Raw genomic sequence first — 14,426 nt, forward strand, 5'->3', positions numbered from 1 at the left:
TCGGCAGCCTCATGGGCGAGTTCACCCGGCCGGTCGATCCGGCGGACGCGGCCCTGGAGGCGGAAGAGGCCGAGGCCGGCGGCGGGCAGCAGTTGGCCGGGGGCGGCCTGTCCCAGGGCGGGCTGCGGGACCGCCACCTGTACCGCCTGGCCTCGATCATCGACGCCTCCACGGACTCCTCCGACTCCGCAGCCCCCGCAACCGTCCGGCCGCCGCGGGACGGCGGCCGCCCCGTGGCGTCCGACACGGTCCAGCGGGACGCCTGGTCGAAGGAACTCGACGCGCTGGCACAGGGCTCGCCGAACGTCGGCAAGCTGCCGGAGGGCACCGCCACCACCCGGATCGGTGCGTGGGACGACTACCTGGCCGCGTACACCGCCCACCAGGAGGCAAGCGGCGGCCACCAAGTCCCGCCCGTCCCAGCCTCGTTCACACAGGCACGGCTCGACCGGGCGATGGATGGTCTGCGCCGCTGGGGCCTGGCCGACCCGCAGTCCCTCCTCGACGCCTATCGGGCCCTCCTCTCCCCGCAGCCGCAGGCCCCAGAACCGGTCGTCACCGCGCCGGACGGGGCGGAGCCCGAGCCGGTCGGCGGGCCGGGGGAGCCGTCGCCGGTGCCGTGGTACGCGCGGGGTGAGGGCGACGTACACGCGCTGGGCGACCTGGAGGTGGTGCGGGTCGGCCGCCCGGCGGACGCCGTGGCCCAGGCGCGGGCGGCGGTGGACGCGTTCGAGCGGGCCCCGGTCAGCGGGCCGGAACAGGGCGCGCCGGTAAAGGCGTTCGGGCAGACCTGGCTGTCCCAGGCTTTGAAGGACGACCTGGTCCACAGCGTTACGCTCGCTCTGGAGTCCACTGACGAGCGCGAGTGGGGCGGTTATCTCCGGTCCGGCATCACCGTGGGGGACAGCACGACCGTGGCGCGGGTGCGGTTCGAGCTGGCGGACGCCGCCGAACTGCCGGATCCGGAGAAGGATCCCGTGCTGTCGTTCGGTGTGTCGAAGTACGGGGACACCTCGTTCGCGGAGAGTGCGTCGCGGGAGTCGGACAACGGCGTGGGGCTCACAGCTGGAGGGCTGCTCCGCATGGCGCAGGGCGCGGTGTCCGCCGTCGCGCCCTCGGTGCAGATCAACCCCAGCACCTCGCGCCGTACCACGCACGGCGTCGCGGACGAGGTCCAGGCGGGCAGCCGGCCGACGAACACCCAACGGGTCGACGTGGCGCACGGTCTGCGGATCGTGTTCTCCGCGCGGACTCGCGACGGCCGTACGGTCGCCGCGAGTCGGCCGGTGAACGGGAAGACGGTCCAGGCACGGCATCCCAAGGCGTTCGCGCAGGACCCGGTACACCCGAAGGCGCCGGTCGCGGTCCGCAACCCGGCGGCGGTGGAGGGCTTCGACCGGACGCTGGGCGCGCTGGACACCCGGGCGCTGGAAGACGCGTTCCTCAAGGCCCTGCTGGAGTCGGAGGCGGTGGCGCCGGGGCGGGCCTCGGCGGTGATGGAGGTGGCCACCGCCGAGATCGTGGACGAGAAGTCGATGCGGGACCGCGGCGAGTACGTGTTCAGCGGGTCGCTGACGTCCAGCCCGATCCAGACGCCGGGCTTCACCGGATACGTGAAGCTCGGGCTCCAGGTGCTGTCGGTGCAGGACCACGGCACGTCGAACGAGGGCGGCATCCGCAACGACATCGCCGAGACGGTAACGGTGAAGAACTCCACCGGGCACGGCCAGCGGACCGGCCTCCGCGGCGGAGCGGACATGACGCTGGTTCCCGGCGTGGCCGTCCACGGGCATCTGTCGGCCGGTTTCCGTTCGTCGCGGGCGACGGAGTCGGCGGTCCAGGGGCAGGCGAAGACAGCGGTCATCCACAACGGGCCGCAGCGCCGGTTCGTGTCGGTGGTGCGGGTGTCGGGCTGGCTGGAGGCGGACCCGCGATGGACGCTGCCGACGTCGCAGCGGTGGACCGGGCACGTCCCGTCGGTGACACGCCCGTTCAGCGCCGACCTGACGGGCGAGATCCTCGTGCCGGAGCAGCAGGCGGAGGCGTTCCTCGCCGCGGTCAGGAGCGATCCGCCGCCGGTCGAGACGGTCCACCCGCGCCCGGCGCCGCTGACCCGGCAGACCGCCCGCGGGGTGGTGGACAAGTTCTGGCGGGCACAGGGCGGCAGGGGGCTCGCGTCGGCCGTACTGGCCACGTCGCCGAAGGCCTACCGCGGTCTGCGCGCGGTGCGGGCGGCCGGCCGGATGACGCCCGCGTTCCCCGAAGGCGGCTTCGCCGACCACGACGGCCACGGGTTCACCGCTGACGGCCTGGCGCCGTTCGTCCGGTGGACCGGCTCACTCCGCGGCCCGGTGGTCGTGCATGTGCCGCACGGGTACGCGTTCAGCCGCGCCGAGCACACGGCGCTGGCCGGGCTCCAGGCCGAACGCAGCCTGCGGGTCTTCGAGTTGGGCGACCCGGCGACCGGGGAAGGACCACGCCGACTGACGTTCACCTCACAGCCGAGTTCACCGCAGCCGGCCACCGCGCAGCCGCCTGCCGGGGAGGAAGGTCCCGACGGCATCGAGATGGTCCCGCAGGACGCGGAGGGCGAGGCACGGATCGACCGGGCCGACGCCACCGCGGAGGACCTGTTCCCGCCCGGCCTGGCGTACGCGTACGTGCTCGACAAACACGGCGTGAGCCACGGCTGGACCGGCCGCGGCGGAGAGACGGTCACCGTCAACCCGGCTCGTACGGCTGCCGGCCCGACCGCTCCCGCCGCCGCGGCGCCCTCGGTCAGGACCGTCTCCGACGTAAAACGGCTGGCCGCGCCCCCGGGCGCGCGGCCTCGGCCGGTGGCGGTGGTGACGGACAAGGAGTCCGGGCAGACCTCGTTGGTGCGCGGGGCCCTGGCCGGCCTGCGCCAGGCAGACGGCCTCGCGGTCACCGAGATCCACGGTGGCCCGTGGAAGCTGATCAACCACGCAGGGCTGCCGGCCGAGGGCTTCGTGGTGAACCCGGCGGGCCGGGTGGTGTGGGGCTGGCAGCCGGGGCCGGTCGCCGACTGGGGCGCGGCGGGCGAACCGTCGCCGGAGGCGCTGACCGGTCTGCTGCGTCAGGCGGGGCGTACCGGTCTGCAACTGGTGGTCGACCCGGATGGACCCGCGGGCGCGCTGCTGAAGGACGCCGTGACGCAGGTGCGCAGCGCGGACGCGGCACAACGGCTCGCCTGGAAGCGGGCGTTCTCCGCGGCCGCGGAGAACGACGGCGCGCAGTTGCCCACACTGTCCACCGACGACCTGCTGCGGATGCTGGTCACCGATCCGGGCGTGCGGATCGTCGACGAGTACGGCACGGTCGCGCCCGGTCTGAACGCCCGCTGGGTCGTGCGCACGACTCCCGGCGAAGACGGCGAGGCACCGACCGTCACGCGACTGCGGCTCGAGGGTGTGGACATCTCCCGGCGGATGGGCGAGGAGTACACGCTGCGCGGGGACGGCACGTTGAGCAGGTCGGTGGCGTGGCCGCACGGCAGCGCCGCCACCGGGCACGTGCGGCGGGCGGTCTTCCCGGCCGACCCGCGGAGGGAGACCCCAGAGCTGGCCGCGCGGATCGGCCTCGGCAGCGCGGTGGTGAAGGAACTGCCCGGCCTGGAGCGGGTGCACGCCGAGGTGCGGGCGATCGTCTACGGCATGATCGACGCGCGCTACGGGCTGCGGCGGAGGGACCGCGCGGCCGGGGTGGCCGGGGACACCCCGCAGGTCACGGACAACGGGACCGGTAGGCCGAAGTCGGCCGAGCGCAGGACGAAGCTGGCGGCGTTCGAGCGCTCGCAGGTGGACAAGCGGCTGCAGATCAGCACCAGCGTGCCGAAGCTGCGGGGCGCGCGGGACCGTGGGTTCGACACCGGGCTGCGCGGCCGGTTCACCGCGGGCGGCCGCCGGTACGACTGGTCGGTGCGGCAGGTGATGCTGGACCGCGACGGTGACGCGCAGGTGGCCAAGGAGACTGGCGTGGCGATCGACCACCAGTCCAAGGGTGGCCGTTCCAGCGCGCAGCACGTCACGCGCGAGTGGGAGGTCGGCGTGGACGGCGGAGTGACCGCCCACGTGGAGGCCGGGCATACCGAACACCGCATCGACATCGGCGAGTTCGGCGGTGGCGTGGACTTCGCCCGGCAGCGCCACACCTCGATGGCCGACGGCACCAAGGGCTACAGGCGGCTGCGGGGCGGAGACGCCGAGGCGGCGCGGCCGGACTATGCCGCCAGGTACCAGGTCACGGTGACCGAGACGCGCCGGTCGCCGACCGCCCGACGTCCGGGCCGGCACACCACCCGCACGGTGAGCCGGGTCATCGCCGGCGACGACGTACGGGTGCCGGCGATCGTCCATCCGACCTTCCGCCCGGACGCGGACACCGCCCAACGCCCCGGGTTCGTCGAGGCGTTCAAGAACACCGCGGCCACCGCGGGCCGCTCCTCCTCAATGAGCGAGGCCGAGTTCGACCAGCTCGTCCGGGGCGACAACGGTGCCCTGGACTTCGACGTCAGCGGCACCGACGGCCTGCACGCGACGTTCACCGGCCTGTCGGAAGCGGTGAAGAGCGCCACGGCGCTGGTGAAGGCGCACGCGGCCGGCGAGCCGGTCACCGAGGCGAACCCCTGGGACGAGCCGGAGTACGTCGAGGAGGTCGAAAAGACGATCACTGAGGGGTTCCTGCGGTCCAACCTGCCGCAACTGCTCGGCCCGCGTGGTGTCCCGATTCCACTGCCTAAGGAGCACCACTGGAACCCGCTGCTGGCGCACGTGGAAAGCTCATTGACGGTGCGGGCGCACCTGGTGCCCGGTGACGAGGACGCGGAGTACGGGGCGCCCCAGGCGTCGGTGGAGAGCTACAGCGAGTACGACACGAAGGTCACCAAGGACGGCAAGGACACCTGGAAGGGCGATGTGGTGGGCTCCGCCGGGCCGGTGTTCCGGTTCGGCAGGCCGCCGGAGGGCGGCAGCGGAGGCGAGGGATCCGAGGGAGGCGCGGCGTCCGAGGAGCCGTCGGAGGGCGCCGCCCGCTCCCGGCGCCGGGCGATCGGTCCCCGCGTCGGCCTGACCGTGCAGGCCAGGGGCGCGCTGGGCCGGGGGACGAAGACCGCGGACACCGCGGGCAGCATCGACGTGTCGCTGCTGACCGAGCCCGGCGGCGAGCAGTCCAGCGCGCGGATCGGCCGCGCGCACCTGGTGCTGGAGTTCACCAGTCTGCGGCAGCCGGTGGACGCCGGGCTGCTGGCCCAGGGCGCCGACCTGGTCACCGGCGGCGACCGCAACTCGGCGCTGACCGAGCGCAAGGCGCATCTGTTGCTGGAGAACGCCGCGGAGCTGTCGATGTCCGCGACGCTGTACGAGGACCTGCGGCACGCGGGTGAGCCCGACCACCTCGAGCCGCCGCCGCGCGCGGAGCAGGCCCGGCACGTCGTACGGGACGACACCGCCTTCGCGGCCGGCTACGCCACGTACGTCGGTGACCGGACGGTCGGCTTCCACGGCACCACCTCCGACGGGCGGACCGTCCACGTCCCGCCGGGAAGTGGTGTGCTGGGCGCGATCCGGGCGGGGCTGCTGGAGTCCGGGCTGGTGGCGGAGCGGTACCTCAACGACACCTCCGACACCTGGCGCGCGCTGGCCGCCACCTACGACACCGAGGAGCTCAAGGCCCACCCGGACGATCTGCGCGGCGTGGGACTGACCAAACGGTACGAGTTCCCCCGCCGGCCGGGCCGCACCCGGAAGATCGCCGTCACGGTCAGGGCCCGCTCGGGCGGCCTGCAGCACGTGCGCACCCGCTACAACGGCGTGGTCACCATGGGCGGGCAGTCCCTGACCCAGCACGAGACGAGCACGAGCACCTCCAGGAGCGCCAGTGGCGGCGTGCGTGCGGAGGGCATGTACTCGTCGGACTTCGCCCACTACGGATCCGGCGACGTGGGGATCGAGTACGAGCGCGAGAGCACCACCGAGCACGGGACCGCGGTGGTCACCCGCGACATCCGCCGCACCAACCCCGTGCCGCGCCAGGCAGGCGGGCCCGAAACCGAGGGCGAGGGCGAGGAGTTCGCCGCCGACCTGACCGACTTCGTCATCGAGATCCACGACGACACCGAACTGCCCGAACCACTGCGCCGCGTACCCGACATCCGGGTCTCCGACACCCGGCGCGAGCCGGCGGTGACGCTCCGCCCGGTGGCGCCCGGCGAGGCCGAGGACGGCGAGCGGCAGGCCGATTCGCCGGAGCCGGCGCCGGTGCCGATGCGGGCCGTCGTGCCGCGCAACCTCACCGAACCGGGCCCGCCGAAGCCCGCCGTCGCGGGGTCGCCGGCGCCGGCACTGAAGGTCCGTGCGGTGCCCGAGGAGACGGTGAGGCCGGGGGCGCTGGAGTACGAGCTGGGCGCGACCCTGCAGCCGTTGACGTTCCCAGGGCTGGAACACGTCGCCGAGTGGGCGCCGGCGGCGACCCTGGGGCACGAGACGACCACCGGATACCTGGACCGGCCGGACGGCCCGGTGGCGCCGCAGCCCGCTACGTTCCGGCCGACCGCGGACCGGGGCGTGGAGATGCTGACCACGCTCAAGAACCGCAACGTGCGCGACAACTCGCGGCAGCTCTTCGAGCACCGGTTCTCCGTGGTCACCGACGGACCCGGCAAGCCGTTGGTCGGCCTGGGCGTGCTCGTCGGGGTGGTGCGTCCCAAGGGCACTCCGGCCGAGTACAGCGGCCTGACCTTCACCGAGCGGGCGGACGAGCCCACCCACAGCCACGAGTCGGTCACTTCCTGGACCGCGGACGCGGCTCTGGGCGGCGGTGACGAGCATGGCGCGGGCATTCCGCAACTGGGACAGCCGGCAGTCAGGCACGGCAGCGCGGTGGAGGCGTCCACCGGTGACTACGTCGAGTACAACCGCACCTTCCGCTCGCAGACCCACCCCTACGGCGGCACTTTCTCCTACGTCGTGTCCGGCCCGCGCGGCCACGCCCTGCGGATCGAGCAGGACCGCGACTTCGAGGGACTGCTGCCGCTGGGCTGGGCCGAGCAGGCCGCCGAACGCTTCCCCTCCCAGGTCGTCCACCCCAACGCGGTCGCACTCGCGCACGAGTCGGCGGCCCGCGACGCGCAGCTCGCCGAGGTCCGCGAGCGGGCCGGCCGGCAGCGGCAGGAGAGGATCGCGGACGGCAAGGACCCATGGGACGGGCAGCCGCTGCGCCTGGTCGCCGACCTGGACGGCGCGGCCACGGCCGAGGACTTCTTCGGCGCCGCCCGCGACCTGGCGCTGGCCACCCGGACGCCGGCCGACCTGGCCTACGTCCACTACGACGGTGCGCGCCCCACCCACCTCGAACACGTCCTGGTCGACCCGGCCGACCCCCAGCACGCCGAGGCCGTCGCCGCCCGTGACGAGCATCTGGCGCTGGAGGCCCAGCGCGCGGCCCGCCGGGCCGCGGCCGTGGAGGCCGCGAACGAGTACCGGCGGACCAACGAGCGGGTGCGGCCCGACATCTCGGCCGCCCGCGCGACCGCCGCCGCACTCGCCGAGGCCCGGCAGGCCGACCCGCGAAGCCTCGCCGACCTCCAGGCCGAGGCGGCGCGGGCCGCCGACGCTGCCGCCCGCGCGCAGCGCGTCGCCGAGGAGGCGGCCACGGCGGCCGAGGCAACTGCGGCGGATCAGACGAACGCCGAGGCCGGGGGGACGGCGCCCGCGCCCACCACGGAACAGGTCCGGGCCGCGCGGCAGGCCGCCGAGGCCGCACAGCAGGCGTCCGACACCCGCAAGGCGCTGATCGACGCCGACCGCGTGGCTCGGGTCAAGGAAGCGGCGGCCCGGGGGGCCATCGACGAGTCGGAGACGACACTCTGGGCCGCGCGGGTGGCCGTCAGCGAGGTCGACGCCGCCGCCATCCGCGCCGCCCGGACCCACAACGCCTCCCGGGAGCAGGCCACTTCCCGAGGACAGGCGGCCACCGCCGCGGCCGAGAACCGCTCCGACCTGTCGCACGCCACCCCCGCCGACGCGGTCGCCACCGCCTGGAAGACCACCCCGTCCGGCTACACCCTCCCCAACGACAACACCGCATACGCCGACGCCCTGGGCCTGGAGCCGCTGCCCGCGGGCGCCCGCGCGCTGGCCCTGGCCGCCCCCGACGACCAGGGCACGTACACCGTCCGCGGCAAGAGGTTCACCACCGCGGAACTCGCCGAGCAGATCACCGCCCGGCTCACCGCCGACGGCGCCGCACCCCCGCGCCGCCTGGTCGTCCACGGACCGCGCGGCACCGCGCTGGCCCAGGAACTCAGCCGCCTGCTGGCCCCCCACACCGTCGACGTTCTCGGCGCCCACGGCGATCCGAGGCCCGCGGCCGGTGTCACCGGCCTGGTCCGGCGTACTGCCGACCGCTTCCACCTCACCGCCGCCCCGACCACAGGCTGGACCGCCTACCGCGACGGCCTGCCCATCGACACCGGCCTTCTCGGCTCCCGAACCTCCCTCACTGACGTCCTCGCCGAACTCCAGAAACCGGCTCACTGGCCCACCACCATCCCGCCCCGGCCCCAGCCCGGCCCCGAACCGCAGGCGGACGCCGAGCCCGAGCGGCCGTCCGCTTCGGAGCAGCCTGTCTCGGAGCAGCCCGCTTCGGAGCAGATGCGGACCCAGCCGGCGCCCTCCGGCCGCGCCCACCGGAACACGCCGCGGCCGGCGCTCTCCGGGGGGACGCCCCTGGAGTCGATCGCGGAGGAGGAGCCGGAGCAGCAGGTCCCATCCGCTGCTGCGCCCGAGCAGCCCGACGGTGAGCACGCGCAGCTGACTGGGCAGGCCGGCCTGACGGACGAGGCGCTGGAAGGGCTGGCGGACTTCAACGGCCTGGTGGCGGCCCAGCAGGGATACGCCGAACTGAGCGACGGGGTCAGGGAGTTCGGGTCCCGCCACGACGGTGCGCGGGGCATGGACTTCATCGAACCGGTGCCGCAGTCGGTCGTGGAGTGGCTGCGGCAGCAAGTCATCCGTGTCGTGGAGGGGGACAACGAGCCGGACGCGCAGTTCCACGCCGACGTGGAGCAGGTACTGACACAGGCGCTGCTGACCGCCGAGTGGTCTCAGTTGTTCACCCGGTCGGGACTGCCGCTGGAGGTCGCGTACCGGGGGGTGTGGCACCCGGTCTCGTTGCGGCTGGCGACCACTGTGGTGGGCGCGGTGGATCCGGGGATGTCGCTGATGCCCGACGGCGGTGCGCCGGTGACGGTCCAGCGCTGGGCGTTCGGCATCGGTGAATCGGACGACGACGCCGGGGACGGCAGCCTGCGACCGGGCGCGGCTGGATACACCGGTGACATCGAGGTCGACCGGGGCAAGCTGCGGCAGATCGCCCTTGGCCCGCGGCTGAGCATCGTCTACAACCAGGCGCGCAACCAGGTGCGGACGGGGCATGTCGTGCAGTACCAGTCCATTCTGCGCAGCCGTGAGCGCAGCTTGCCGTACGCGTTCACGATGCACTGGGAGTTCCGGCTGGGGGACTCGACGAAGGAACTGCTGGCGGGCCGTGTGCCCTACGACAACTGGCAGCCGGCGGAGGAGTCCGCGCCGGAGCTGTTGACGGTGTGGTTCCCCAAGGACCTGTCCGAGTGGGCAGCCCAACCGCAGCCGGCCGCGGTCGATCCCGACCCGGCGACCGTGCCCGCGCCGGTGGGGCGGCTGCTGGACGAGTTCCCGCTGCACGGCCTGACCGCGATCCCCGACCACGATCAGCTGTTCGCCGACGTCATGGCCTCCTTCCAGGACAGGCTGGGGAACCTCTCGGAGGAGTCGCGGAAGGCGCTCGGGGAGTTCTTCAAAGAGGGCAACCTGCGGGCCAATGTGCCGTCGGCGTGGGGCGGTTCGGTATCCTCGCCGCTGCTGTACGACGCTTCGGGCACGGTGATCGGCTACCTGAGGCTGGGGCTGGACCTCGAAGACGCCGAAGGCGGTCCCGCCGGCACCGTGCAGACCACGCAGAACGCGGTGATGGAATCCTACGTCCTGCGTTCGGTGCGGATGCAGGGCAGTTCGTCGGTGATCAACGCCGTCGAGTTCAATGTGCCGTTCTTCGGGTTCTCGTTCTTCTTCGGCGGTGAGGCGGACCCGGAGACGGGAGTGGCGGGGCGTGGCGGCAGCCTGACCCTCCAGGGCGGGGTCCAGCACCAGTTCGTGCACACGCTGACTGGTGGCGGCAGCGCGCGGATCGTGCACTCGCTGCGCACCGCCAAGCCGCTCTTCCAGGTGGCCCCGCGGGCGAAGTTGACGGTCAGCCTGGTGCGGCCGGCCGGCCGGGAGTCCGGCCCCGCGCAGGGCACACCGCTGGCCGACTCCGACCAGCGGTACGGGCTGACCATGAAGGTGCCGTCACTGGCGACGCTCGGACACGCGCCGGGTGAATCCGAACGCCGGTATCTGCCGTCCCACCTGCTCCACCTGCGCTCGCTCGGCGTGTCCACCACGCCGTTGGAGGTCAGCGGCACCGAGCCCCTCTTCGCCCGACTCGAGGAGTGGCTCCGGGACAACGGTTTCCTGCCGCCGCATTCCGCCGTGTCCGAGGTGCTGAACCGCGCGATGACGGAGGAGATGCAGGTCGCCCGGCTGCTCAACATGCAGAAGCTGGACCGGATGCGGCAGCGGTTGGCGTTGCGTTCCGCGCTGGACGAGATGATCGAGGGCGGCGCCGGCGGCACGGAGACGGGCGGCGCCGACGACACGACGTTCGAACTCCCCACAGTGGCCGGCGGACAGCGGGCCACCGTGACGATCACCACGGAGCGCCGGTACACCGGCCCCCGGGCCGACGACGGGGTGGAGCACGACCGGGTGCTGCCGGACGTGCAGAACCTCAATTACACCGGTTCGACGATCAGCGGGGACGAGCAGTTCGACACCACCCCGTTGGCCGTGAGCGGCGGCGTCACCGGCTCGGTCACCAACCCGCTCGGAAGTCGCGAGGCCACCCAGCCGCTGAACCAGGGCACCTTTCAGCCCGGGTACCGCTGGCAGAGCACGAGGTCCCGGGGATCGGCTTCCGGCACCGGCCACGAGTACTACACGCTCAGCCCCACCGAGAACGGCACCCAGGTGTTCCGTGTGCCGGCCACCCATCGCATGTACATCTCCTTCAGCCATGGTGACGACCATGAGCTGCCGTCGGCCGACGGCTCGGTGCGGCTGTCGGTGCCGACGTACAGGACACTGGCCGAGCCGGTCGCCGACCCGCACCAGCAGGAAGCGTCCGTACGCGACCTCACCGAGGAGGACACGGCCATACTGGCCGGACCAGGGGACGGGCTCGTCTACCGCAACGGTGTGCTGCGGCTGCCGGAGACGGCGCTGCTCGACCGGGTCGAGGGCAGCAAGGCACTGAAGAAGGTCGTCCACAACGTGCTGGCCGAGCTGGGCGACGAGGCGGCCAGGCTGGAACAGGCGGCGGAGCGGGAGCCGATGCCTCAGGCGCCCGGCGCCTTCCCGGAGGACGACGCCCACGGCGCGGACCCTGCCGCGGAGCCCGACCCGGAGGCCGAGGCCGGGCCGGACCGGGCGGAGCTTCCGTCATCCGCCGATGCACGACCCGAGCGTGCGGCGGAGCCGGAACAGGAGTCGGAGCCGCAACCAGGGCCGGAGAAGGATCGGGAGCAGGACCCGACCCAGACGATGCCCGGCGCCTTCCCGCAGGACGAGGCATCCGGCGCCACCTCACCCGCCGCGCAGCCCGAGGTCACCCTCTCCTGGACGGACGTGGCCCTGACGGCCGGCATGATCGCCGGGCGCTGGGTGGCCGAGTGGTCAGGAGCCACTGCGACCTGGCGGTTCGTGAAGCAGGTGGCCGTGGGCGAGCCCGCTGCGCAGCCGGAGTCGCGCGGGGAGCAGGCCCATCGGGCGGCGCTGTCCCCGCAGCACATGGTGGCGAACGCGCTGCGGATCTTCCGGGACTCATACGTGGTCGAGGGCGGCGGCACGCCTGGCGCGCTGGCAGGAACCGACGTGACGATCGAGGTGCAGGGATATCTCACCGACGTCCACCTCATGCCGCAGCTGCCGAAGATGGACGGCGAACGCTGGCTGCAGTCCACCGGCGCCGCCAGAGTCACCGAATCGGTCAGCTATGGCCCCAGGTTCACCGCTACCTTCGGTGGCCGGTACGGCACCACTCGCCGGTCGTTCAACCCGACCGGCATCGGCCAGCACGACAGGTCGACCACCGAGAGCTCGACGGTCAGCGACAACACCGGCGCGTTCCGGGTCACGACCGAGGACACCACACGCGCGCACCGGTTCACGGCGAAGGCGGTCTACGTCGTCACCGTGCGCCGTGGCCTGAACAACGTCTTCACCGGCACTCTGCGTCCCGGGCCCAACCTGGCCCGCACCCGGGTGGTCGAGGTGCCCGACGCGGTGGAGTTCCTGCTCGTCGACAACGACCTGCGCAACCACTCCGAACTGCTGACCATCGGTGACTTCCCGGAGCTGTCCCAGGGCCGGCCATTCGACCGGATGCTGCCCCCCTGGTATGTGGACGGCGGTGGATCCATGGGGGGTGGCGCGGTCACCGAGGTCGAGCTGGAGGGGGGGAGGAAGGCGTTCCACGATGCCGTCGTCGCCGCCGTGGAGAAGCAGGCACCCGGCGCCACCCAGCCGGGCCACGCCGGCTACCGGGAGCAGGTGCTGACCCGGATCAACGAGCACACCACCACGCTGGGTCTGCGCACCCTGCCCAACGCTGGCCCCGAGGGCGTCACCGCCTTCCACTTCGTCCACGGCTCTCTGCTCGGCCCTCAGCTGGTGGAAGTCGCCTTCACCGCCCGGCCCGCGCCCGGTATTGACCTGAGCGGCCTGCGCGGGCGGATGGTGGACCCCACCTCGGGCACCGACAACGTCTTCGGCCGCTCCAGCGGCGACGGCGCCGCGTTGCGGAAGCCCGGCGCGACCAGTATGGGCAGCGGCAGGAGCCGCCGCGACACGCTGGCCTTCCAGCTGACCGGCCAGGTCCGCGGCAACCAGGCCGTCCCCGTGCTGAGCGCCTCCCGCACCCGTTCCGTCACCACGACGCAGACCTCCTCCCGCGAGGTACGCAGCTGGAAACGCACCGGCGACAGCGTCGAGTTCAACGGCGTGCGGTATGCCTACGAGTGGACGGTCACATCCAGGCCGCTGGACGAGGCCCTGCTGGTGCGCCTGATCGACACCGGGCTTACGGGCATCGGCAACGGCCTGACATGGACCGGGCGCGCCACCGGCATCCTGGACCTGCTCGGGCCCGCTCTCGCCCACCTCCCGAGCCCGCACCGCCAGGCGGGCGGCTCCGTACCGGCGGCCGTCAGCCTGCGGTTCGACGCGGACGAGGCCCCGGGCACCGACCAGAGCACGGGTGACGGCGGACCGAGCGTGCAAAGGGTCCGGCCGACCCTGTACGACTTCGACCCGAAGCTGCGTCCGGGCCAGGCCCCGGACTCGCACGTCCTGCAGATCGACCCGGACCAGGTGCCGCCCCTGGTCCGGCAGCTGCTCGACGGACCGCAATGGGGGCCGTCCCGGTCGATCCACATCCTCAGCTTCGGCGGCGCCGAAGGCCTCGACCTGGTGGGCCGGGCGCTGCGGGAGGTGGACACCTCGCTGACACCCGTCCTCGGCGCGGGCACCTCCCGGTCGAGTGAGGACATGCTGCTGCGTCTGACTCAGCTCGTCACCGACAACCGGCTGACCCTGCTGACGCCCGCTCAGGTCGCGCCGTTCCTGCGGCGCTCTGGCGGGAAGAACACCTGGGCGAAGATCACCCTGTACTCTCCGCGCCCGGAGACCACCAGCAAGAACGTCGCCATCGACCGCATCGAACTGTCCGCGGACGGCTTCGGCACCCAGACGGGCGGCGGCCTGAGCGTCTCGCTGACCTTCGCCGGCTCCCCAGTGAACACCACCGCGACCAACCATGGCAGTCTCACCGTCCCGCTGGTCGGCGGCAGCAGCGGCCTCGGCGAAGCATCCAACACCTCCAGCCAGCGCCGCGAACTGATGCGGGTCGGCACCCCCAAAGAGGGCGCCGACGGCTCCGGCCTGACCGGCCACCGCGCCCGCGGCGTCGCGGTCCTGGAGTTGCACGGCCCGGACGGCACCCGCTGGCTTGTCGTCGACCTCCTCTTCCGCACCACCGAAACCCTCCCGTCCCTTCCGGCCGAAGCCCATCCGCCCGCCCTGGAGACGATCGACGAGGCGGCGGAAGCGGAGCAGGCCGCCGAGGCGGCAGGGGAGCCGACCGAGGCGGACCAGCAGCCGTCGGACGCGGCCGTCCCGCAGCGGTCGGACACGGCCGTCCCGGAGGCATCGGACACGGCCGCCCCACAACCGTCGACCGCTCCGCTCCGCCCGCGTGAGCGGCAGGAGGACGCG

General features: G+C 73.1%; 1 pseudogene. It reads left to right on the forward strand.

What is annotated here, in order from left to right:
• Nucleotides 1-14,426 (forward strand): annotated as a pseudogene (locus AQJ54_RS40440) (hypothetical protein); the annotation flags it as partial.

The sequence above is a fragment of the Streptomyces griseorubiginosus genome (assembly GCF_001514195.1).
Classification (GTDB): Bacteria; Actinomycetota; Actinomycetes; order Streptomycetales; family Streptomycetaceae; genus Streptomyces; species Streptomyces griseorubiginosus.